This is a genomic window from Amycolatopsis sp. NPDC114504 (assembly GCF_055633595.1).
In genome coordinates this window covers 1,516,479-1,537,453 of sequence record NZ_JBVKDU010000002.1, presented here as the reverse complement: position 1 = coordinate 1,537,453, position 20,975 = coordinate 1,516,479, and the positions used below count along the sequence as shown (strand labels likewise).

Below are 20,975 nucleotides of genomic sequence, written 5' to 3'. Positions count from 1 at the left end.
GAGGTGGCTACTTTTGCCTCTGGTCCTCCGGCCATCGGGTACGGAATGATCCATTGGTGACTCCTGGGCGACCGGCCAGACACTGCGGGCTATCGTCTGACCCGTTCAGGAAAGCTCCGTGACACCTTCGATACCGGCGAAAGAACCTAGAGATTCACCAACAGTCACGGGACACTGGCTGGGGTAACTCACGTACCGTGACTACCCCATGACCGATAGGCCTTTTCGTCACCAACGGTCAGGCGAAGGGCACGGTCTGCACAAGAGGTCGGGAGAAAGCGTATGGCGGCTCCGCGGGATCGCGTCACGTTCCGCGAGGTGTTCGGGATCGCCGAGTTCCGCGCGCTGTGGTTCGGGGAACTCCTGTCGATCGCCGGGGACCAGCTGGCCAGAGTCGCGCTTTCGATCCTCGTCTTCACCGTCACCGGCTCCGCCACGCTGACCGGCCTCACCTACGCGCTGACCTTCGCGCCTTCGCTGCTCGGCGGCATCTTCCTGACCGGCCTCGCCGACCGGTTCTCGAGACGGACCGTGATGGTCGCCGTCGACCTGGTGCGGGCCGGGCTGATCCTGCTCGTCGCCATCCCCTCGCTGCCGTTCTGGGTGGTCTGCGTCCTGGTCGCCGGCGTCTCGCTGCTGAACCCGCCGTTCAAGGCCGCCCAGCTCGCGCTGCTGCCGCAGATCCTCGAAGGCGACCGGTTCGTCGTCGGCATGGGCGTGCGGAGCATGACCGTGCAGTCGGCGCAGCTCCTCGGCTTCGCCGGCGGCGGCGCGCTGCTGCTGGCCCTCGACCCGCACGTGGCCCTGGTGGTCGACGCGGCCACGTTCCTGCTCTCCGCCGGCTTCGTCCGGTTCGGCGTGCGGGCCCGGCCGCCGGCCGCGAACGCCGAGAAGCGGAAGTCGTTCTTCGCCATGATCGGCACCGGCGGGCGGGTGGCGTTCGCCAACCCCGCGCTGCGGGCGCTGGTGCTGTTCACCTGGCTGATGGGCCTGCTGCCGGTCTACGAGGGGATCGCCGCACCCTACGTCTCGTCGGCGGGCGGCGGCCCCGAGCTCGTCGGGCTCCTGCTCGCGGCCGACCCGGTGGGCAGCGTCATCGGCACGTTCGTCTTCACGCGGTGGGTGCCCGCCGAAGCGCGGCCGAAGCTGATCGGGCCGCTGTCGGCGCTGTGCGCGGTGCCCATGCTGGCAGGCTTCGCGCAGCCGAACCCGTGGGTCTCGATCGTCCTGTTCATCCTGTCCGGCGCGTTCGGCTCGGTCGCGCTGCTGCAGGCGACGGCGTCACTGACGCTCTCGGTGCCGGACGAGAACCGCGCGCAGACGATGGGCCTGTCCAACACCGGCCTGACGACGATGCTCGGCGTCAGCCCGCTCATCGGCGGTGTGCTGACGGACTTGGTCGGGGCGCAGACGACCGTCGGCATCTTCGGTGTTGCCGGATTGATACTCACGCTTCCGCTCGCGTTGGCGTGGTACCGCGCGCTGAACTCGGACCGGGACGCCCGTGTGGACGACGAAGTCCCGCGCGCCGAACACGCCTGAACCACGTGCTCCACGCGCGGGTGTCATAGACCTCGCGACCTTGCGGTGCGCCCTGCTACTGGTCTCTGGTTCGCATCGCTGGTCACCCTTCATCCGGCGTCAGGAAAAAGGTACACACCGAAAGCCCTTGTGGACAGGAGGCAAACGGGCTGAAACTGTCCGTGAGTGGGTTGTCACCGCGCTACAGCGCAAGAGCTTGGGGGAAAGATGGTCACATTGGGGGAACGATCTGGACAAGGCCGGGTTTTTGGTGTTGCCGACTGGGCGCTGTGGCGGCGACCGCCACGCTGGATCGCGCTCACCCTGACCGCCATCACGGCGGCGGTCGCGTGGGCGGTCATCGCCGCTTTCACCACTCCGGCCTCGATTGACGAATACGGGATGTTCGCGCTGCTCCTGGCCCTCGCTGTCGCACAGAACGAGGTCAGCCGCCGCATCGAACGGGCCCGCCGCAGCCTGAGCGAAAGCTCCCACGTCAACATGACGTCGGTCTGGCTGATCCCGGCCGGGCTGCTGCTGCCCGCCCAGCTGGTCGCCCTGCTGAGCGTGTCGCTCTACCTCAACATGGCACTGCGCAGCTGGTCGGGCACCCGCCCCGGGCAGCCGCACCGCGTCGCGGCCAACGCCACGACCGCCAGCCTGTCCGCGTGCACGGCCGGGCTCGCCGTGCTCATCGCGCCGCAGATCACCGTTCCGGTCGTGTGCCTCGCGGTGGCCACCTACTTCGTCGTGAACGCCCTCCTCACCAGCCTCGGCCTCTACCTCGCCAACCAGGCGAACGCCACTGTGGAGGGTTGCCTGGGGAACATGGACGACAACCTGCTGGAGCTGGCGACCCTGTGCGTCGGCGGGTTGCTCGTCATGGTGCTGACGGACGAGCCGCTGCTGTCGGTGCTGGTCATCCTGCCGCTGTACGTGCTGCAGCGGTCGATGCTGATCAAGCGCCTCGAGGAGCTGGCCACCACCGACCAGAAGACCCAGCTGCTCAACGCCACGACCTGGCAGGACGGCGCACAGCGGGAGATCTCGCGCGCGGAGCGCGACAACGGCAGCTTCGGCGCCATGATGATCGACCTCGACCACTTCAAGCGGATCAACGACACCTACGGGCACCTCGCGGGGGACGACGTGCTCAAGGCGGTCGCCGCCGTGGTCAAGCAGGAGACCCGCGCCCACGACCTGGTCGGCCGGTTCGGCGGCGAGGAGTTCGTCGCACTGCTGCCGTCGACCTCCAAAGAGGACGCGATCGTCACGGCGGAACGGATCCGGCAACGGGTCAGCGAGCTGATCATCAACACGAAGACCAACGAAGGCGCCACCGTCGACATCGAACGGCAGACGGCGTCCATCGGCGTCGCCGCCTACCCGCTCGACGGGTCGTCGATCGAGGAAGTGATGGCGTCCGCCGACGCGGCCGTGTACGCGGCCAAGCACGGCGGGCGGAACCGGGTGGTGGGGTCCGTCGAAGTGGCCCTCGCCGCGGCTTAGCTGCCCTCTACCGCAGCCGGTCGATGACGTCGCTCGCCTTCGTCTGGAGGCGGGCGACTCCGCCGACCGTGAATTCGGTGAGCAGGTCGATCAGGGCTTCCTGGTCCGGCGGCTCGCCGTCCCACGTCGCCTGGACCAGTGACTCCGTCATCGCGAAGAAGAGCGTGACGAGCGCGCGGTCGGCGCGGCCGGAGTCGATGCCGTGCGCGGCCCACCGCTTGCGGCTCGCGTCGGCGTAGACGACGGCCAGCCTCTCCCTCAACCGGGTGAGAGCGGGGTCGCCCGCGCGTTCCGCCGCACGGAGCACGCCGTAGGCCTCCGGGCTGTCGGCGACGAAGGTGACCATGTTGGCGTAGTTGGCGCGCGCCCAGGCCCGCAGGCCGGGCTGCGGGTCGGCCACCGACGGGCCCGCGATGGCGGCGAACGCCTGCTCCTCCGTCACGGCCACGACCTCGGAGAACAGCGTCGCGCGGTCGCCGAACTGCTCGTAGACGGCCTGTCGCGAGACGCCGGCTTCCCGCGCGATCTGTTCGATCGTCGCGCCCTGCATCCCGTGCTGCGCGACGACCCTCGCCGTCGCGCTCAGCACGCGTGCGCGCTGCTCCCCGACCGGGAGCTTGCGCGGCCGCCCGCGCGGAGCCGGGCTTGACATGGTGGTCCACCTCACGTGATTCTTTTTCCGACACCTCTGTCCAAAAAGGTGTTCCCCCGCGCACTAGTCCTGCTCAACGAGGAGCAAGCATGCGTATCTTCCCTCGCCGCGCCCTCTCCGCGGCGGTCGCCACGGTTTCGGTTCTGGCCCTGGTGACGTTCGGCCCGCCGCAGGCCTCCGCAGCGTCGTTCTACGACCCCCCTTCGCCCCTGCCGGCCGGCAGCAACGGCGACGTCGTCCGGCACGAGGCATCGACGTTCTACATCGACCCGGTCAAGCTGATCAAGGCCGACGCCGGCGTGCAGCGGATCATGTACCGCAGCACTGACACGCACGGTTCGCCGATCGCGGTCACCGGCACGGTGCTGACCCCGCGGTCCGCCTGGCACGGGTCGGGCGTGCGCCCGATCGTCTCCTACGCCGTCGGCACGCAGGGCGAGGGCGACGACTGCGCGCCGTCGAAAGCGCTTGCCGCCGGCTTCGAGTACGAAGGGCCGTTCATCGCCGGGATGCTGGCGCGGGGCTACGGCGTCGTTGTGACCGACTACGAAGGACTCGGCACGCCGGGCGACCACACGTACGTCAACCGCGCTTCCGAGGGACACGCGGTGCTCGACGCGATCCGCGCGGCCCAGCGGCTGCCGGAGGCCGGGCTCCCGGACGACGGCCCGGTCGCGATCGCCGGCTACTCCCAGGGCGGCGGCGCGTCGGCCGCGGCGGCCGAGCTGCAGCCGAGCTACGCCCCCGAGCTGAAGCTGAAGGGCGCGTACGCGGGCGCGGTGCCGGCGGACCTGGCTTCGGTCGCGAAGAACCTCGACGGGCACTACGCGGTCGGCTTCCTCGGGTTCGCGCTGGTGAGCATGAACTACGCGTACCCGGAGCTGAACATCCCGGCGCTGCTCAACGCCCGCGGCAAGCAGCTGTTCGAGCAGGTCCGGACCGAGTGCACGGTGGAGGCGATCGCCGCGCACGCGTTCACGCAGTCGTCGACCCTGACGAACGACGGCCGCTCGCTCGTCGCTTACCTCGGCGAGGAGCCGTACGCGTCACGGGTGGCCGAGCAGAAGATCGGGGCGTTGAAGCCGACGGCGCCGGTGCTGATCGTCCACAGCGCACTCGACGACATCGTGCCCTACGCGCAGGACCGCGACCTGGGCCGGACGTGGTGCGGCAAGGGCGTGAAGGTGCAGTTCAGCACGACGCTGGTGCCCACGCACGTGCTCGCCGCGGTGCGCGCGTACCCGGAGGCGTTCGCCTGGCTGGAAGCCCGCTTCGCCGGCCTCCCGGCGTTCAGCAACTGCGGCCTGTTCTGAGGTCTGCCGCAGCTCGGTCGTGAGTGAGAAACAGGGTTCTAACACTGTTTCTCACTCACGACCGGTGGGTCACTTCAGGCCGGTGGCCTCGGAAGCGGCGGGGTCGGAGTCGGCCAGGAACGTCCGGCAGCGGTCGTACTCCTCGGTCTCGCCGATCTTCCCGGCGGCCTTGCCGAGCACGGCGAGGGCGCGCAGGAACCCCTGGTTCGGGCGGTGCGCCCACGGGACCGGTCCGAAGCCCTTCCAGCCGGCGCGGCGCAGCTGGTCGAGGCCCCGGTGGTAGCCGGTGCGGGCGTACGCGTACGCGGCGACGGTCTCACCCGCGTCGAAGGCCTTCTCGGCCAGCGCGGCCCACGCCTCGCTGTAGTCGGGGTGTTCGGCCGCGACGGCGGCCGGGTCGTTCCCGGCGTCGAGCGCGGCCTGGGCGGTGGTGTGCTCGGGCAGCAGCGTCGGCTCGGGGCCGAGCAGGTTGTGCGTCATGCCGCCCATTCTGCCCTCAGAAGAACAGCGCTCCGAGCACCCCGCCACCGGCCAGCACCAGGGCGCCGATCAGGACGGCGGCCACAACTCGTTTCGGCATCATGGCGGCACACCATGCCAACCCGCGCCGGGCGAAAGCAAGTCGTCCACCCGTAGGGGTGAACCCTGGTTTTGGAGGTCTTTGCCACGGTCCTGACCCGCTCGTGACCATGACCGGCCATGATGTCCGGCATGGCCAAGGCAGTCGACGTCCCGGTGGACGTGATCCCGCGCAGCCCGATCGGCAAGACGCGGCTGTTCTTCACGCGGCACTGGCACCGGGGCGCGCCCGGCCGGCCGACCCCGGACTGGGTGCTCCGGTTCTGCTACGGGATGTGGCTGGCGGCGTTCGCGTTCAAGCTGGTGGGCTCGTCGTGGGACATGTCGTGGCACTTCATGTGGCTGCGTGACGACCTGGCGCCGCCGCACCTGATCAACACCGTCGGCACGGTGATCATCGTCGTGCTGGTGACGATCCACAGCTACACGGGCCTGGGCGCCGACAAGACGTCACTGCGGCTGATGCAGATCGGCCTGCTGACGTTCCTGGTGGCGGCGCCGCTGGACGTGATCAACCACCGCGTCAACGGCCTCGACCTGACCGCGTGGAGCCCGTCCCACATGATGTTGTACCTGGGCACGGGCATCATGCAGGCGGGCGTGCTGCTGGGCTGGCTGCGGCTTTCCCCGCCCGGGCGCTTCCGGACGGGCGTGCTGCTCGCGCTGTGGGCGTTCTTCCTGGAGAACACGTTCTTCCCGAACGGCCAGCAGGAGTACGGCATCCTGGGGTTGCGCGCGTGGGAGCGCGGGACGCCGGAGGCCGAGCCGTCGCTGCTGGACTTCGCGGCGAAGCAGATCGGGCACCCGGTCGACCGGACGGCGGTCATGCACTTCACGATGCCGATCCCGGAGTGGGTGTACCCGCTGTGGGGCATCGGCGTGATGGCTTTGATCCTGGTGCTGGCACGGCGAACGCTGGGGTTCCGCTGGGCGGCTTCTTCGGTGGCGGTGGCGTACATCGCTTACCGCGGCGTGATGTGGCCGCTGCTGCTCGGGATGGGCTTCCCGGTGTCGACAATCCCGTTCTACCTGCTGTTCGTGGGGTTGGCGGTGGACCTGGCGTTCGTGATCGGCCGTGGTCACGGGCTGCTGACGGCCGGCGCGGGTGCGCTGCTGGTCACGGCGTTCGGGTACGGGGCGCTGTGGGTGCAGTCGCAGTTCCGGCCGTGGGTCCTGGGCGACGCGCACACGGAGTCAGCCCCGCCGGTGGCGTACTGGACGGCGCTGGTGGTGTTGGTGGGTGTGTTCGCGTTGTGGGCGGCAGCTGGTCCGGCCACCCGGAAGTGGTCCACACGGCTCCCGTAACAACGAGCCGGACGACGGCGACTCCGATGCACGCGTGAGCCAACTGCGCCGAGGTCGGAGGACGAGGACATGTGGCCCTTCTCGCGGAGGAATAAGGCGCCGCACCCGCAAGGGGTGCCGGATCCCGCCCGGCCCCCTCGGCAACCGGTCTCCGCCGGAGGCCGGCAGGTCGCCGTCCAGCCGCCGAGCCCGAGTGCGGCGCGCCTCGAGCTCGTCCCCCTTTCGGAGGACGGCCGGCTCGCTGTCGTCGGCGAAAGTCACTACCAGGACGCACTCCGGCAGGTCGCCGGCGGAAGAGCCTTCGGCACGGACTTCGAAGCACACCTGCCCGCGACGGCGGTACTGGTACCGGAGCCGGAGAATCCTTGGGACCGGAACGCCGTGCGGGTGGACGCCCTGCTGGGCAACCGCCCGCTCAAGGTCGGTTACCTGTCCAGCACCTGGGCCGAGGACTACCAGCCTGAACTGCTGAAACTTCGAGCCGCCGGCGCGCTGGGCACCTGCCCGGCGCGGATCACCGGTGGCGGAGCGAAGTCGTACGGCATCTACCTCCACGTGGCCGGCCCCGACGAGCTGCACGCCCGCAAAGAACCCGAAGACCCGGTGGTCGCGAAGCTGACGGCCTCGGACGTGCTTCTCCGGAACGCCTGGTCGTGCACGGTGACCAAGGAGGAGAACCACCAGGATGTTCTCCGCGACTTCGCCCCCACGGGCAAGCAGGAGTACCGGGAGGTCGTGGCTTCTTTGACGTTCTGCACGATCGAGAGCGGCAAGTACCAGGGCCGGCGGGCCATCGAAGTCCGCCTCGGCGATCACCGCGTCGGCCAGCTCACCCACGCGATGACCGAGAGGTACCGAACGATGGTCGAGCGGTTCTCGGAGCAGAACCTGGTAGTCCGGTGCGAGGCCTACACGACCAGAACAGCCAAGGGTGTCGAGGTGGAGCTTCTGATGCCACGGGACCCGCGACGCGACAGATAACACGACGAAGGGGCCGCCACAGACGTCGTGGCGGCCCCTTCGCGTGTGACTACTTGACCTTCGTGCCCGCCGAGCCCAGGGCCTGGCAAGCCTCCACCACACGCTGAGCCATCCCGGCCTCAGCGGCCTTCAGGTACGAACGCGGGTCATAAACCTTCTTGTTGCCGACCTCGCCGTCGATCTTCAGCACTCCGTCGTAGTTCTTGAAGAAGTGGTCCACGATCGGGCGGGTGAACGCGTACTGCGTGTCCGTGTCGACGTTCATCTTCACCACGCCGTAGGACACCGCCTCGCGGATCTCCTCCGGGAGCGAGCCCGAGCCGCCGTGGAAGACCAGCTCGAACGGCTTCGAGCCGGCCGGCAGGCCGAGCTTCTTCGACGCCGCCTCCTGGCCGCCCTTCAGCACGTCCGGGCGCAGCTTCACGTTGCCCGGCTTGTACACGCCGTGCACGTTGCCGAAGGTCGCCGCCAGCAGGTAGCGGCCGCGGTCGCCGGAGCCGAGCGCGTCGATCGTCTTCAGGAAGTCGCCTTCGGCGGTGTACAGCTTCTCGTTGATCTCGGCTTCGACGCCGTCCTCTTCGCCGCCGACGACGCCGATCTCCACCTCGAGGATGATCTTCGCGGCGGCCGTCTTCGCGAGCAGCTCCTGCGCGATGTCGAGGTTCTCGTCGAGGTCGATCGCCGAGCCGTCCCACATGTGCGACTGGAACAGCGGGTTCTGGCCGTTCTTGACGCGCTCGGCCGAGATCTCGATCAGCGGCCGGACGAAGCCGTCCAGCTTGTCCTTCGGGCAGTGGTCGGTGTGCAGCGCGACGTTGACGTCGTACTTCGCCGCCACGACCTGCGCGAACTCGGCCAGCGCGACCGAGCCGGTCACCATGTCCTTGACCTTCTGGCCCGACGCGAACTCCGCGCCGCCGGTGGAGAACTGGATGATCCCGTCGCTCTCCGCCTCGGCGAACCCGCGGATGGCGGCGTTCACGGTCTCGGACGAGGTCACGTTGATGGCCGGGTAGGCGAACTCGTTCGCCTTGGCCCGGTCGAGCATCTCCGCGTAGACCTCGGGGGTCGCGATGGGCATCGGTGTTCCTCCTTGGCAGGGATGGGTCCCGACCGCATCGTACGAGGTGGACCGCCGCCGCACACCGGTCCCCGGGGAGAAACTGCTCCGCACGTGGAATCGGTTCAGAAGGGGGTTCGTCCGGCCGCCGGCGAACCGGCGGCCGGACGAGGATCACAGCAGCTCGGCGGCCAGCGCGCGGTAGGCCGGCCACGGGTCGTCGTTGAGCACCTGGACGTTCACGTGGTCCGCTCCCGCCTCGAAGTGGGCCGACAGGCCGCGCGCCACCGTTTCGGCGTCACCGTGCAGGGTCAGCGCGTCGACCAGGCGGTCACTGCCCTCGCCTGCGAGATCCTCGTCGGTGAAACCGAGTTTCCGCAGGTTGGCGGTGTAGTTCGACAGCCCGAGGTAGAACTTCACGGTCTTGCGGCCGATCGCGCGGGCCTTCTCGGCGTCGGTCTCGAGGACGACCTTGTGCTCCGGGGCCAGCAGCTTGCCCGCGCCGAGGATCTCCCGGGCGTCGCGGGTGTGCTCCGGCGTCACCAGGTAGGGGTGCGCGCCGGCGGTGCGGTCGGCGGACAGCTTGACGACCTTCGGGCCGAGCGCGGCCAGCGCCCGGCCGGAAACCGGCACGCCCGCCGCGTCGAGACCGTCGAGGTAGTCGACCAGCGCCGCGTACGGCTTCTTGTACTCCTTCGTCGCCTCGCGGTGCCCCGCGCCGACGCCGAGCAGGAACCGGTCCGGGTACTTCCCGGTGATCCGCTCGTACGCCTTCGCGACGTCCGCGGGCTCGTCCTGCCAGATGTTCACGATGCCGGTCGCGACGACCAGCGAGTCCGTCGCCGCCAGCAGGTCGTCCACGTAGGCGAGGTCACCACCGGGTGAGCCGCCCAGCCAGATCGCGCCGTAGCCGAGCTTCTCCGCCTCGGCCGCGAAGCTCGCGTCGACCTGCGCGTAGTGCCGCCAGATACCGATCTTGCCCAGTTCGATTGCCATGGAACACTCCAACGCGTGGGACGGCGATTTTCCTCCCGGGATCGGCGAACTAACGTCGAAGGCATGACCAAGCTGGGCAACACCGACCTCGACGTGTACGGACTCAACCTCGGCGGCAACGTCTTCGGCTGGACGGCGGACGAGGCGCAGTCCTTCGCCGTGCTGGACGCCTACGCCGCGGCCGGCGGCAACTTCGTGGACTCCGCCGACCTCTACGGCGGGGGCGGCGGCTCCGAGGAGATCCTCGGCAACTGGCTCGCCGCGCGCGGCAACCGGGACGACGTCGTCGTCGCGACCAAGGTCGGCATGTGGGACGGCCGGCCCGGCCTGTCCGCGAAGAACATCCAGGCCGCGGCCGAAGACTCGCTGCGCCGCCTCAAAACCGACCACATCGACCTCTACTACGCGCACCGGGACGACCCGGACACCCCGCTCGAGGAGACCCTCACGGCGTTCGACGCGCTGGTCCGCGCGGGCAAGGTGCGCCACCTCGGCGCGTCCAACTACAGCGCCGAGCGGCTCGCCGACGCACTGTCCATTTCGGACAAGAACGGCCTGGCCCGCTACGCCGTGCTGCAGCCGCACTACAACCTCGTCGAGCGGGACTACGAGCGCGAGCTCGCCCCGCTCGTCGCGAGCGAAGGCCTGGCCACGCTGCCCTTCTTCTCGCTCGCGAAGGGGTTCCTGACCGGCAAGTACCGCACGAAGGACCACAACGTCGACAGCCCGCGCGCCGCTCGCGCGGAGTCCTATTTGGACGAACACGGCGAACGCGTGCTCGCGAAGCTCGACGAGGTGGCGGCGGCGCACGGCACCTCGGTCGCCGCGGTGGCGCTCGCCTGGCTGCGGCAGCAGCCGACGGTCGCCGCGCCGATCGCCAGCGCCCGGACGACCGAGCAGCTGACCGACCTGATCGCGTCGGTGAGCCTCGAACTGACCGACGCCGAAGTCACCGCGTTGAGTGAAGCCTAGAACCTACTTCTGGGTAGCTTACTGCCAGTAAGGTGAGGTACGGTGCCCTCCGGAAGCGACGTTCGACGTCCAGGAGGGCACCGTGGCCAACCCGTTTTCGCTGCTGAGCGGCACCAAGAAGGTCGACGGCAAGGTCGTGCTGATCACCGGCGCCGCCCGCGGCATCGGCGCCGGGCTGGCCGAACGCCTCGCCGCCCGCGGCGCGAAGGTCGCCCTCGTCGGCCTCGAAGCCGAGGAGCAGCAGAAGGTCGCCGACCGCATCGGCGCGAACGCGCGCTCCTGGGAAGCCGACGTCACCAGCTGGGACGCGCTCGAAGCGGCGACAGCCGGCGTCGTCGAGCACTTCGGCGGGATCGACATCGTCATCGCCAACGCCGGCATCGCGACCGCGGGCTTCGTCCGCTCGGTCGACCGGGCCGCGTTCGAGAAGGTCATCGAGGTCGACCTGCTCGGCGTCTGGCGCACGTTCCGCGTCACGCTCCCGCACGTCATCGAGCGCAAGGGCTACCTGCTGGCCATCTCGAGCCTCGCCGCGATCACGCACGCGCCGGGCATGGCGAACTACTCCGCCGCGAAAGCCGGCGTCGAGGCGTTCTCCAACAGCCTGCGCGCCGAGGTCGCCCACCTGGGCGTGAAGGTCGGCGTCGCGCACCCGACGTGGATCCGCACCGACCTCGTCGAGAGCGCCGACGCGCACCCCGTGTTCGGCAAGCTCCGCGCGTCGATGCCCGGCCTGATCGGCAAGACCTACCCGCTCGACACCGCGCTGGACGACCTCGAAGCCGGCATCCTCAAGCGCGCCCGGACCATCCACGTGCCGCGCTGGGTCGGCGGCCTCAAGCTGTTCCGCGCGTTCCTGCCGCCGATCATCGAAATCGGGTCCCGCAGCCGGGTACCTTCGGCGGACAAGGCCGCGCTGGCCGACATCGAGGCGCGCGGCGCGTTCGAGTCGGCGGTCACCGGCCACGGCGGCCGGGCCGCCACCAAGGGGTGAAGATGTCCCGTCGCGACCAGATCCGGATGACCGAGGACGAAGTGCGCGCGTACTTCGCCGAGCAGAAGGTCATCAACGTCGCCAGCGTCGGCCCGAACGGCCGCCCGCACCTCGCGCCGCTCTGGTACTACCCGCACGAGGACGGCGTCGCGACCTGGACGTACGGCACCTCGCAGAAAGCGAAGAACCTCCGGCGGCTGCCGGAGGCGACGGTGCTGATCGAGGACGGCGACAGCTACGAGAAGCTCCGCGGCATCTCGCTCGAGGCCGACGTCGAGCTCATCGAGGACACCGCGGAAGTCACGCAGATGGGGATCACGCTCATGCAGCGGTACGCGGGCGCCAAGCCGGGCGACCCCGTACCGTCCGAGCTGAGCGCCTTCATCGCAGGTCAGGCCCCCAAGCGGATCGGGCTGGTCTTCCGCCCGACGAAGATCGTCAGCTGGGACCACACGAAGCTCGGCGGGACCTACTAGTCAGTAGACAGTACTTCCAAGTAACTGTTACTTGAGGTAACGTCATCTGGGCAGCATCCTCGAAGCAGCGGAGGCCGACAGATGACCGAGCGGTTCAAGGTCGTGATCGTGGGCACCGGATTTTCCGGGCTCGGCCAGGCGATCCAGCTCGAAAAGGCCGGCATCCGGGACTACGTGATCCTGGAGAAGGCCACCGAGGTGGGTGGCACCTGGCGCGACAACTCCTACCCCGGGTGCGCGTGCGACGTGCAGTCGCACATGTACTCGTTCTCGTACGAGCAGAACCCGGACTGGTCGCGGTCGTTCTCGCCGCAGCCGGAGATCTTCGACTACCTCAAGGGCGTCGCGGACAAGTACCGGCTGCGCGAGAAGATCCGCTTCGGCGTCGAGCTCACCGGCGCCCACTGGGACGAGGGCGAGCGCCGCTGGACGGCGACCACGAAGGACGGCCGCGAGTTCGTCGCGCAGTTCCTCGTCTCCGGCGTCGGCGGCCTGCACATCCCGCAGGTCCCCGAGCTGCCCGGGATCAAGAACTTCAAGGGCCAGACCTGGCACTCCGCGCAGTGGAACCACGAGTACGACCTGCGCGGCAAGAAGGTCGCCGTCGTCGGCACCGGTGCCAGCGCGGTCCAGTTCGTCCCGAAGATCGCCCCGGACGTCGCCGAGCTGACGCTGTTCCAGCGGACGCCGCCGTGGATCATGCCGAAGCCCGACCACGCGATGCCGTCGTGGGCGCAGACGCTGTTCAAGCGCGTCCCCGGCACCCAGCGCCTCTACCGCAACGCGCTGTACTGGCTGCTCGAAGCGCGGGCCATCGGCTTCAACGGCCACCCGGCGATCATGAAGGCCGGCGAGCTGATCGCCAAGCGCAACATCGCGAAGGGCATCAAGGACTCCGCGCTGCGCAAGAAGGTCACGCCCGACTACACGATGGGCTGCAAGCGCGTCCTGATCTCCAACGACTACTACCCGGCGCTGGGCCGGCCGAACGTCGACGTGAACACCTCCGGGATCAAGGAGGTCAAGGCGCACTCGATCGTCGACTCCGCCGGGGTCGAGCACGAGGTCGACGCGATCATCTACGGCACCGGGTTCAAGGTGACCGACGCGCTCGAGTACCTCGACATCACCGGCGTCGACGGCCGCGACCTCGCCAAGGAGTGGGCCGCCGAGGGCATGCAGACCCACAAGGGCATCGCCGTCTCCGGCTTCCCGAACCTGTTCTTCCTGCTCGGCCCGAACACCGCGCTGGGCCACAACTCCGTCGTGTTCATGATCGAGTCGCAGTCGCGGTACGTCGTCGACGCCATCAAGCTCGCCGGCTCGCGTGACGCCGCCGCGCTCGACGTCCGGCCGGGCGTGCAGGACAAGTTCCAGCGGGACATCCAGGACAAGCTGGTCAAGGGCGTCTGGACGCAGGGTGGCTGCAAGAGCTGGTACCTCGACGCCAAGGGCGTCAACCGGACGATCTGGCCCGGCTTCACCTGGCGCTACTGGCTGGAGACGCGGAAGGTGGACCCGGCCGACTACGAGCTGTCCGGCCGGGCGTCATGACCGCCGAGGACGAGCAGCTCGTCCTCCACGCGCGGAACGTCGAGTTCGACTGGGCGTCGCTGCCGATGCACTGGATCCCGGGCGAACCGCAGGTCACGCATACCATGAACGTGCTGCACCTGGCGCTGCCCGAGGGCGAACGCTGGTTCGTCGAGGTCTTCAAGCAGGCGGTGCCGCTGATCCGCGACGAGCGGCTCAAGGCGGACGTCCTCGGCTTCATCGGCCAGGAGGCGGTGCACGCCGAGGCGCACGACGGCGCGGCGGCGCACCTCGAAGCCGCGGGCCTGCCGGTGCGGCCGTTCGTCGCGCAGATGGAGTGGCTGTTCCGCAAGCTGCTCGGCGACCGCGACCTGACCGGCCGGGCGGCCGAGGAGTGGCTGGTCGAACGGCTCGGGATCGTCGCCGCGATCGAGCACTACACGGCGTTCCTCGGCCAGTGGGTGCTCGACGCGCCCCTGGAGGAGGCGGGCGCCGACCCGGTGATGCTCGACCTGCTGCGCTGGCACGGCGCCGAAGAGGTCGAGCACCGGTCCGTCGCGTTCGACCTGTTCATGCACCTGGACGGGCGGTACACCCGGCGCGTGCGCAGCATGGCCGCGGTGACCCCGGTGCTGGCCTGGGTGTTCTCCCGCGGCACGCGGTACCTGATGCGCAACGACCCGACGCGGCCCGGCCGCGCGACGCTGCGGGGCTACCGGCGAGCGGCGAAGCGGCGACTGCTGCCGACCGGGCGCCAGCTGGTGCGCGAGATCCGGCCGTACTTCCGGAAGACCTACCACCCGACGGAGACCGGGAACACCGAGCAGGCGGTGGCGTACCTGGCGAGCTCACCGGCCGCACGGGCGGCGGAGTGACCCTCGGCCGGCCGACCCGGCTGGACGGCAGCGACCGCACCGACCGCTTGATGTCCACTTTGGTCGGTGTCGTCGGCGTTTACCGCCGGTTGTCGGAATTCAGCGGCAAGCGGCGGCCGGCGGTGCGGGCCGTCGACCGGAACCTGCCGCTGCTCGTCGAAGCCGTCGAAACCGAAGCTCAAGACGTGGTCAGCCTGCGGCTCGCGAACGGCGGGCCGCTCCCCGCGTGGCGGCCGGGCGCGCACCTCGACCTCGTCCTGCCGTCCGGACTGGTCCGGCAGTACTCCCTGTGCGGCGATCCGTCCGAAAAGGACAATTACCGGATCGCCGTGCGGAAGATCGGCGTCGCGTCGGCCGAGGTGCACGCCCTCCGGCCAGGTCAGGAAGTCGTCGTGCGCGGCCCGCGGACGGCGTTCCCGTTCGTCGGCGAGGGGCCGTTCCTGTTCGTCGCCGGCGGCATCGGGATCACGCCGATCCTGCCGATGGTCCACCGCGCGAGGGCGTCGGGCGCGGACTGGCGGCTCGTCTACACCGGCCGCAGCCGGGAGTCGATGCCGTTCCTCGACGAACTGGCGGGCGACGACCGCGTCTGGCTCCGCCCGGACACGGAGTACGGCATCCCGGCCTCGGGCGCGGAACTGCTGGCAGATCTGCCCGAAGGGGCATCGGTGTACTGCTGCGGCCCGGTGCCGATGATCACCGGCGTCCGCGTCGACCTGGAGCTGACCGGCGCGAAAGCCGTCCACTTCGAACGGTTCGCCCCACCGCCGATCGTCGACGGCGAGCCGTTCCGGCTGACTCTCCGCCGGTCAGGGCAGGTCTTGGACGTTCCCGCCGGCCGGACCGCCCTCGACGTCCTCCTCGAGATGCGCCCCGGCACGCCCTATTCGTGCCGCCAGGGCTTCTGCGGGACCTGCGCGGTGCCGACGGCCGGCGGCGGGTCGATGCGGATCTGCGTCGACCGCGGCACCACCGTGCTCGACCTATGACTCGGGGACCCAGGCGCCGATGACCGGCTTGAACTCGCGAACCGTCCGCTCGGCGATGACGCCTTCCAGGTAGTACGGGTCCTGGCCGATCGTCTCCTGCAGGTGCGCCTCGTCGTCGGCCTGGTAGAGCGTCACGCCGCCGGTGCCGTCGCCGAGCGGGCCGGCCACCGCGACCCGGCCTTCTGCGGCGAGCTTGGCCAGGAAGTCGCGGTGGCGCGGGCGCACCTCCTGCAGCTTTTCCTGGACGTAGGTGATTTCGACGAGGTACCAAGCCATGTGGATCTCCGTGCTCGGACGGGCGGGATGCGACCGACGCTACCCTGTGTCCCAGTATCCGAACGCTGGCGAGGCGGGGCCAACCCGATAGGCTGGGCGTGCGTCAGTACCTGTGTGAGCGCTGTGAATACCGTGAGCCTGCTGACGCGACGGACCGTGCAAACCGGGGTCGAGGACAGGCAGGGGTTCATGCTCGAGGGCAATGCGGAACGCAGTGTCGAGGCGACCCTCGGCCACCTGCGGGTCATGGACGGTCCGGCCCCGGCACAGGTGCCGGTGCCCCTGACCCTCGAAGACCTCTACCGCCAGCACCGCATGCGGCTGGTCCGGCTGGCGATTCTGCTGGTGGACGAGCCCGCGACGGCGGAAGACGTCGTCCAGGAGGCCTTCACCGGCCTGCATCGCAACTGGGGACGGCTCCGGGACGCCGCGGCCGCCGTCGGCTACCTGCGCACCGCCGTGGTCAACGGTTCTCGCAGCGTGCTGCGCCGGCGCAAGACGGCCCGCGAATACGTGCCGCCGCACGCGGTCAACGCGCGGTCCGCGGAGAGCCTCGCGATGCTCTCCAGCGAGCACCAAGCCGTGGTCAGCGCCCTGTCCAAGCTGCCGCCCCGCCAGCGCGAGGTGCTGGTGCTGCGTTACTACGGTGGGCTGAGCGAAGCGGAAATCTCTGAGGCCGCAGGCATTTCCAAGGGTACCGTTAAGTCGACCGCCAGCCGGGCGCTCGAGGCACTCCAGAAGGCCATGCAGGCCCCGCAGTGACCCGGGTGGACCATTCCAGTCACTGAGTCGTATCACCATGCTTGGTCCAGACCAATATATGCTGGGGTGCGTGAGAGGCGCCGGAGATTTCGTGATCATGGGCGGCCGGGTCGCTGCCCCGGACCGTGTACTCGATGACGGCTGGGTAGCCGTCTCCGACGGGCGGATCGCCGGCGTGGGTTCCGGGACCCCGCCGTCGGGCGAATACGTCGACGTCGGCGGGGCATTGGTGGTGCCCGGATTCGTCGACACCCACTGCCACGGCGGGGGAGGTGCTTCGTTCACCTCCCCCGATCCGGAGGAGCTCCTGACGGCGGTGCGAGCGCACCGCCGTCACGGCACCACGACCATGCTCGCCAGCCTGGTCTCCGATCCGGTGGACATCCTGCGTGAGCAGGTCGCCGCGCTGCGTGAGATCGTCCAGGACGGCGAGGTCGCGGGCATCCACCTGGAGGGCCCGTTCATCTCGAAGGCCCGCTGCGGGGCGCACGACCCGGAGACGCTGCTCGAGCCGGACACCGGCACGGTCGACAAGCTCCTGCGCGCCGGCCAGGGCGCGATCCGGATGGTCACCATCGCCCCGGAGCTGTACGGCGGCATCAAGGCCGTCCGGCAGCTGGCCGAGTCGGGCGTCATCGCCGCCATCGGGCACACCGACGGCGTCGAGGAGCAGCTGCTGCCCGCCATCGACGCGGGCGCGTCGGTCGCGACGCACCTGTTCAACGGCATGCGGCCGCTGCACCACCGCGAACCCGGTCCGGTCGGGGCGCTGCTCGATGACGAGCGCATCACGATCGAGCTCATCTGCGACCTGGTGCACCTGCACCCGACCGTGGTGCGGCTGGCCGCGAAGCACGCGGGCCGCGACCGGACGGTGCTGATCACCGACGCGATGTCGGCCACCGACGCCGCCGACGGCCGCTACACGCTGGGCCGGCTCGAGGTCGACGTCCACGACGGCGTCGCGACGCTGGCCGACAACGGTTCGCTGGCCGGCAGCACCCTGACGATGGACACCGCCTTCCGCAATCTGGTCCGGGGTGCGAAACTCGGCATCCTCGACGCGGTGCACGCGACGTCGCAACGACCCGCCGAGCTGCTCGGCATCGCCGGTCACACCGGGATGCTGTGCCCGGGGTACGTGGCCGACATCGTCGTCCTCGACCAGGACCTGCGGCCCGCGAAGGTGCTGCGCCGGGGTGAATGGGTCGCCGAGGTGGGTACGGCTACCTTGAGTACCTGAGAGCCGACGAGCGAAACGGGCGGAGATGAGCGAGCCGAAGGACCCCGAGCAGCTGCTGGCGGACGCCCTTCGCGCGCAAGCCGTCTTCGCCCCTTCGGCGTCACCGGCGCCGGCTCGCGACTCCGAGCCGGCCACGGACGCCGTCCCGACCAGCGCGATCAACGAGCTGCCGTCTGCGTACGGGTTGTTGTCGGGGGCGAGCGCGGACTCCCTGGAGCGCGAGCGCGCGGCCCTGGACCCGGCCCCCGAGGCGCCCACTGCTTACGTCCCGCGTCCCCCCGAGCCGCCCCGGCTGGGCGCGCAGCTGCCCGCGTACTGGATTTTGTTGCTCGCGGTGCTGCTGGGGCTCGCGGCGGGGTCCGTGGTGGGCCTGCTCACGCTGGTCTGACCGGGTCTCAGTAACGACTCAGGGTGACCCTGTACCGTTTTTGGGGTGATTCTCGCCCAGAGCACGGTCAACACGATGTCCCTGCTGCCGTCATGGCTCGACCCGCAGCACCTGCTGAGCGGCCTGACCACGCCGGTCATCGCGGTGCTCTGCCTGATCATCTTCATCGAGAGCAGCGTTTTCCCGGTGCTGCCCGGTGACTCCCTGCTGTTCACGGCCGGCCTGTTCATCGCGAACGGCACCCTCGACGCACCGTTGTGGCTGGTCTGCGTCCTGGTGACGGCCGCGGCACTGCTCGGCAACGTGGTCGGGTACTACCTCGGTTACTTCGTCGGGCCCAAGCTGTTCAACCGGCCGGACTCGAAGATCTTCAAGCAGGAGTACGTCCACAAGACGCACGAGTTCCTGGAGAAGCACGGGCCCAAGGCGGTCGTGCTGGCCCGGTTCGTGCCGTTCGTCCGGACGTTCATCACGTGGATCGCGGGCATCGGCCGCATGGACCCGAAGCGTTACTTCACGTACACGGTGATCGGCGGCATCCTCTGGGCCGCGGGCATCACGGTGCTGGGCTCGCTCCTCGGCGGCGTGTCGTTCATCGCGAACAACGTCGACGCGATCTTCGTGCTGATCGTCCTGGTGTCGGTGGTCCCGATCGTGATCGAGTACCTGAAGGCGCGGCGCGAGAAGAAGGCTTCGGCAGAGACCGATGCCGAGGTGACGCAGAAGATTCCGCGGGTGCGGGACTGAGGTTTGCCCGACGAGAAGGGCCCCACCGGTCGGCGGTGGGGCCCTTCTTCGTCAGGTCATCGAGGCCGCCGGGTTCAGGAGCGGCAGCTCAGTCGGCTGGCAGGTCAAGCGGGCGAGGGCGCCCGCCGGTCCGCTGGTGCGCCGGCGGGTAGCTCAGGCGCACGCCGGCCGACCGGCTTGGCCGGACCAGCGGCCCGCGCCGATCGAGCGAGCCCGGACAGACCGGAGCTCCGTTCCCCGCGCCGGCGGGCGGCTCAGGCGAGGCGCCATCAGGCCGGGCATGCGCACGCCAGCCGGGCAGACCGGCGACCCACGCCACGGCAGCTCGGTCGGGCCGACAGATCAAGCGGGCACCCGCCGGCCGGGCGAAGCCGGCCATCCGACGAGGGCCGCAAGCCTCGCGCGGCTCAGGTCATCGAGAACATCGAGCCCGGGTTGAACAGGTTCTCCGGGTCCAGCGCCGCCTTGATCTGGCGGTGCACCCGGAGACCCACCGGTCCGATCTCCCGCGCCAGCCACTCGCGCTTGATCTTGCCGACCCCGTGCTCGCCCGTCACCGTCCCGCCGAGGGACAACCCCACCTCGAGGATCGCGTCGAACGCCTTCTGGGCCCGCGCGAACTCGTCCGCGTCGTCCGGCTGGTAGACGATCGTCGGGTGCATGTTGCCGTCGCCCGCGTGGCCGACCACCGCGATCCGCAACCCCACCTCCGAACTGATCTTCTCGCAGCCGCGGATCAGCTCCGCGATGCGCGTGCGCGGGACGCAGACGTCGTCGGTCAGCCACTGGCCGTACGTCTCCAGCGCCGTCAGCACCACCCGGCGGGCCTGCAGCAGCATCCGGCCCTCTTCGAGGTCCTCCGTCGTGTACGCCAGGTCCGCGCCGCAGTCGGTGCAGATCTGCTCGATCGCCGCCAGCTCGCGGCGGGCCACCTCGCCGCCCGCGTCCGACTGGCCCAGCAGCAGCGCCTGGCAGTCCGACCCCGCCCCCAGATCGGTCTTCAGGTACGTCTCGGACGCCTTGATCGACGATGCGTCCATGATCTCCAGCAGCGACGGCACCAGCCCCTCGCGCACGATCCGGGCCACGGCCTCGCCGGCTGCTTCGGTCGTCGTGAAGCCCGCGACGAGCGTCGATGGGGCCTGGGGCAGCGGCTTGAGCTGGACCGTCGCCTGCGTGATGACGCCGAGCGTGCCCTCACTGCCCACGAACAGCCGGGCCAGGTCGTACCCGGCGACGCCCTTGACCGTCCGCCGTCCGGTCTTGAGCAGGGACCCGTCGGCCAGGACGACCTCCAGGCCCAGCACCGAGTCGGTCGTGACGCCGTACTTCACGCAGCAGAGGCCGCCCGCGTTGGTCGAGAGGTTGCCGCCGATCGTGCACCAGTCGTAGCTCGACGGGTCCGGCGGATAGAAGAGCCCGTGCTTCTCGACGGCGTTGCGGAAGTCCAGGTTGACCACGCCCGGCTGCACCACGGCGAGCCGGTTGCCCGGGTCGATCTCGACGATCTCGTTCAGCTTGGTCAGCGACAGCGTCACGCAGCCGTCGATGGCGTTCGCGGCCCCGGACAGGCCGCTGCCCGCCCCCCGCGGCACGATCGGCACCCCGGCCTCGGCACACGCCTTGACGACGGCCTGCACCTCCTCGACGTTCGCGGGCAGCACCACGGCGAGCGGCCGGCCGGACGGCGCCAGCGGCATCATGTCGCGCGCGTACGACGCGGTGACGTCGGAGTCGGTGAGCACGGCGTTCTTGCCGAGCAGGTCGCGGAGCCGGGTGACCAGGGCTTCGTTGCTCATGGCCT

The 20,975-nt window shown here is 69.7% G+C and carries 21 protein-coding genes; 15 read left to right on the top strand and 6 right to left on the bottom strand.

Annotated features, from left to right (window positions below):
- Positions 1–282: 282 nt before the first annotated feature.
- Both ACZ7PG_RS19260 and ACZ7PG_RS19255 read left to right on the top strand, forming a co-directional pair.
- The gene (locus ACZ7PG_RS19260; RefSeq protein ID WP_470240372.1) at positions 283–1,542 is read left to right on the top strand and encodes an MFS transporter; all 1,260 of its coding nucleotides are present in this window, start codon (positions 283–285) and stop codon (positions 1,540–1,542) included.
- A 381-nt stretch (positions 1,543–1,923) separates the two neighbouring features.
- The gene (locus ACZ7PG_RS19255) at positions 1,924–3,030 is read left to right on the top strand and encodes a GGDEF domain-containing protein (protein WP_470240806.1); all 1,107 of its coding nucleotides are present in this window, start codon (positions 1,924–1,926) and stop codon (positions 3,028–3,030) included.
- Positions 3,031–3,037: 7 nt separating this feature from the next.
- Here ACZ7PG_RS19255 and ACZ7PG_RS19250 read toward each other — a convergent pair whose 3' ends face one another.
- Positions 3,038–3,682, bottom strand: coding sequence for a TetR/AcrR family transcriptional regulator (locus tag ACZ7PG_RS19250; protein ID WP_470240371.1), 645 nt, complete (start codon positions 3,680–3,682; stop codon positions 3,038–3,040).
- Positions 3,683–3,771: 89 nt separating this feature from the next.
- On the opposite strand from ACZ7PG_RS19250, the gene ACZ7PG_RS19245 reads away from it, so the two are divergent.
- On the top strand, positions 3,772–4,995 hold the full coding sequence (locus ACZ7PG_RS19245; protein ID WP_470240370.1) for a lipase family protein: 1,224 nt from the start codon (positions 3,772–3,774) through the stop codon (positions 4,993–4,995).
- Between the two features lie 69 nt (positions 4,996–5,064).
- On the opposite strand, the gene ACZ7PG_RS19240 is transcribed toward ACZ7PG_RS19245, so the two are convergent.
- Positions 5,065–5,475, bottom strand: coding sequence for a DUF3151 domain-containing protein (locus ACZ7PG_RS19240; protein ID WP_470240369.1), 411 nt, complete (start codon positions 5,473–5,475; stop codon positions 5,065–5,067).
- Between the two features lie 231 nt (positions 5,476–5,706).
- On the opposite strand from ACZ7PG_RS19240, the gene ACZ7PG_RS19235 reads away from it, so the two are divergent.
- On the top strand, positions 5,707–6,879 hold the full coding sequence (locus tag ACZ7PG_RS19235) for a hypothetical protein (protein WP_470240368.1): 1,173 nt from the start codon (positions 5,707–5,709) through the stop codon (positions 6,877–6,879).
- A 114-nt stretch (positions 6,880–6,993) separates the two neighbouring features.
- On the top strand, positions 6,994–7,860 hold the full coding sequence (locus ACZ7PG_RS19230) for an HIRAN domain-containing protein (RefSeq protein WP_470240367.1): 867 nt from the start codon (positions 6,994–6,996) through the stop codon (positions 7,858–7,860).
- A gap of 49 nt (positions 7,861–7,909) precedes the next feature.
- Here the strand turns inward: ACZ7PG_RS19230 and fbaA are convergent, their stop codons facing one another.
- Together fbaA and ACZ7PG_RS19220 are read right to left on the bottom strand one after the other, a co-directional pair.
- Positions 7,910–8,941 (bottom strand): class II fructose-bisphosphate aldolase, encoded by a 1,032-nt coding sequence (gene fbaA / locus ACZ7PG_RS19225; protein ID WP_470240366.1) that lies wholly within the window; start codon positions 8,939–8,941, stop codon positions 7,910–7,912.
- 153 nt (positions 8,942–9,094) lie between these two features.
- Entirely contained in the window at positions 9,095–9,916 is an 822-nt protein-coding gene (locus ACZ7PG_RS19220) for an LLM class F420-dependent oxidoreductase (protein ID WP_470240365.1), read from the bottom strand.
- A gap of 63 nt (positions 9,917–9,979) precedes the next feature.
- Between ACZ7PG_RS19220 and ACZ7PG_RS19215 the strand changes: the two genes are divergently transcribed.
- The 6 genes from ACZ7PG_RS19215 (at position 9,980) to ACZ7PG_RS19190 (ending at position 15,755) form a co-directional block, all read left to right on the top strand.
- Positions 9,980–10,888, top strand: coding sequence for an aldo/keto reductase (locus ACZ7PG_RS19215; protein ID WP_470240364.1), 909 nt, complete (start codon positions 9,980–9,982; stop codon positions 10,886–10,888).
- Positions 10,889–10,970: 82 nt separating this feature from the next.
- Positions 10,971–11,882, top strand: coding sequence for an SDR family oxidoreductase (locus ACZ7PG_RS19210; RefSeq protein WP_470240363.1), 912 nt, complete (start codon positions 10,971–10,973; stop codon positions 11,880–11,882).
- Between the two features lie 2 nt (positions 11,883–11,884).
- Positions 11,885–12,358 carry a pyridoxamine 5'-phosphate oxidase family protein gene (locus ACZ7PG_RS19205; protein WP_470240362.1) on the top strand — a complete coding sequence of 158 codons (474 nt, stop codon included), beginning with the start codon at positions 11,885–11,887 and terminating at the stop codon, positions 12,356–12,358.
- A gap of 81 nt (positions 12,359–12,439) precedes the next feature.
- Entirely contained in the window at positions 12,440–13,912 is a 1,473-nt protein-coding gene (locus ACZ7PG_RS19200; RefSeq protein ID WP_470240361.1) for a flavin-containing monooxygenase, read from the top strand.
- Positions 13,909–14,766, top strand: a complete 858-nt coding sequence (locus ACZ7PG_RS19195; RefSeq protein ID WP_470240360.1) for a metal-dependent hydrolase — start codon at positions 13,909–13,911, stop codon at positions 14,764–14,766. The genes ACZ7PG_RS19200 and ACZ7PG_RS19195 overlap by 4 nt, the downstream gene beginning before the upstream one ends.
- A 50-nt stretch (positions 14,767–14,816) precedes the next feature.
- Positions 14,817–15,755, top strand: coding sequence for a PDR/VanB family oxidoreductase (locus ACZ7PG_RS19190; RefSeq protein WP_470240805.1), 939 nt, complete (start codon positions 14,817–14,819; stop codon positions 15,753–15,755).
- On the opposite strand, the gene ACZ7PG_RS19185 is transcribed toward ACZ7PG_RS19190, so the two are convergent.
- Entirely contained in the window at positions 15,750–16,031 is a 282-nt protein-coding gene (locus tag ACZ7PG_RS19185; protein WP_470240359.1) for a YciI family protein, read from the bottom strand. The genes ACZ7PG_RS19190 and ACZ7PG_RS19185 overlap by 6 nt on opposite strands.
- A gap of 189 nt (positions 16,032–16,220) precedes the next feature.
- On the opposite strand from ACZ7PG_RS19185, the gene ACZ7PG_RS19180 reads away from it, so the two are divergent.
- From ACZ7PG_RS19180 to ACZ7PG_RS19165, 4 genes are all read left to right on the top strand, one after another.
- Positions 16,221–16,793 carry an RNA polymerase sigma factor gene (locus ACZ7PG_RS19180; protein ID WP_470240804.1) on the top strand — a complete coding sequence of 191 codons (573 nt, stop codon included), beginning with the start codon at positions 16,221–16,223 and terminating at the stop codon, positions 16,791–16,793.
- A gap of 91 nt (positions 16,794–16,884) precedes the next feature.
- On the top strand, positions 16,885–18,036 hold the full coding sequence (nagA, locus tag ACZ7PG_RS19175) for an N-acetylglucosamine-6-phosphate deacetylase (RefSeq protein WP_470240803.1): 1,152 nt from the start codon (positions 16,885–16,887) through the stop codon (positions 18,034–18,036).
- Between the two features lie 25 nt (positions 18,037–18,061).
- Positions 18,062–18,424 (top strand): hypothetical protein, encoded by a 363-nt coding sequence (locus ACZ7PG_RS19170; RefSeq protein WP_470240358.1) that lies wholly within the window; start codon positions 18,062–18,064, stop codon positions 18,422–18,424.
- A gap of 45 nt (positions 18,425–18,469) precedes the next feature.
- On the top strand, positions 18,470–19,171 hold the full coding sequence (locus tag ACZ7PG_RS19165) for a DedA family protein (RefSeq protein ID WP_470240357.1): 702 nt from the start codon (positions 18,470–18,472) through the stop codon (positions 19,169–19,171).
- Between the two features lie 407 nt (positions 19,172–19,578).
- Here ACZ7PG_RS19165 and ACZ7PG_RS19160 read toward each other — a convergent pair whose 3' ends face one another.
- Positions 19,579–20,970, bottom strand: coding sequence for an FAD-binding oxidoreductase (locus tag ACZ7PG_RS19160; RefSeq protein WP_470240356.1), 1,392 nt, complete (start codon positions 20,968–20,970; stop codon positions 19,579–19,581).
- Between the last annotated feature and the right edge of the window lie 5 nt (positions 20,971–20,975).

Bases quoted from the DNA above. Each gene is read 5' to 3' on its own strand.
- ACZ7PG_RS19160 (WP_470240356.1), bottom strand. From the start codon at position 20,970: ATGAGCAACGAAGCCCTGGTCACCCGGCTCCGCGACCTGCTCGGCAAG.
- ACZ7PG_RS19205 (WP_470240362.1), top strand. From the start codon at position 11,885: ATGTCCCGTCGCGACCAGATCCGGATGACCGAGGACGAAGTGCGCGCG.
- ACZ7PG_RS19260 (WP_470240372.1), top strand. From the start codon at position 283: ATGGCGGCTCCGCGGGATCGCGTCACGTTCCGCGAGGTGTTCGGGATC.
- ACZ7PG_RS19245 (WP_470240370.1), top strand. From the start codon at position 3,772: ATGCGTATCTTCCCTCGCCGCGCCCTCTCCGCGGCGGTCGCCACGGTT.
- ACZ7PG_RS19200 (WP_470240361.1), top strand. From the start codon at position 12,440: ATGACCGAGCGGTTCAAGGTCGTGATCGTGGGCACCGGATTTTCCGGG.
- ACZ7PG_RS19190 (WP_470240805.1), top strand. From the start codon at position 14,817: ATGTCCACTTTGGTCGGTGTCGTCGGCGTTTACCGCCGGTTGTCGGAA.
- fbaA (WP_470240366.1), bottom strand. From the start codon at position 8,941: ATGCCCATCGCGACCCCCGAGGTCTACGCGGAGATGCTCGACCGGGCC.
- ACZ7PG_RS19185 (WP_470240359.1), bottom strand. From the start codon at position 16,031: ATGGCTTGGTACCTCGTCGAAATCACCTACGTCCAGGAAAAGCTGCAG.
- ACZ7PG_RS19195 (WP_470240360.1), top strand. From the start codon at position 13,909: ATGACCGCCGAGGACGAGCAGCTCGTCCTCCACGCGCGGAACGTCGAG.
- ACZ7PG_RS19240 (WP_470240369.1), bottom strand. From the start codon at position 5,475: ATGACGCACAACCTGCTCGGCCCCGAGCCGACGCTGCTGCCCGAGCAC.
- ACZ7PG_RS19250 (WP_470240371.1), bottom strand. From the start codon at position 3,682: ATGTCAAGCCCGGCTCCGCGCGGGCGGCCGCGCAAGCTCCCGGTCGGG.
- ACZ7PG_RS19235 (WP_470240368.1), top strand. From the start codon at position 5,707: ATGGCCAAGGCAGTCGACGTCCCGGTGGACGTGATCCCGCGCAGCCCG.
- ACZ7PG_RS19215 (WP_470240364.1), top strand. From the start codon at position 9,980: ATGACCAAGCTGGGCAACACCGACCTCGACGTGTACGGACTCAACCTC.
- ACZ7PG_RS19220 (WP_470240365.1), bottom strand. From the start codon at position 9,916: ATGGCAATCGAACTGGGCAAGATCGGTATCTGGCGGCACTACGCGCAG.
- ACZ7PG_RS19180 (WP_470240804.1), top strand. From the start codon at position 16,221: ATGCTCGAGGGCAATGCGGAACGCAGTGTCGAGGCGACCCTCGGCCAC.
- ACZ7PG_RS19255 (WP_470240806.1), top strand. From the start codon at position 1,924: ATGTTCGCGCTGCTCCTGGCCCTCGCTGTCGCACAGAACGAGGTCAGC.
- ACZ7PG_RS19170 (WP_470240358.1), top strand. From the start codon at position 18,062: ATGAGCGAGCCGAAGGACCCCGAGCAGCTGCTGGCGGACGCCCTTCGC.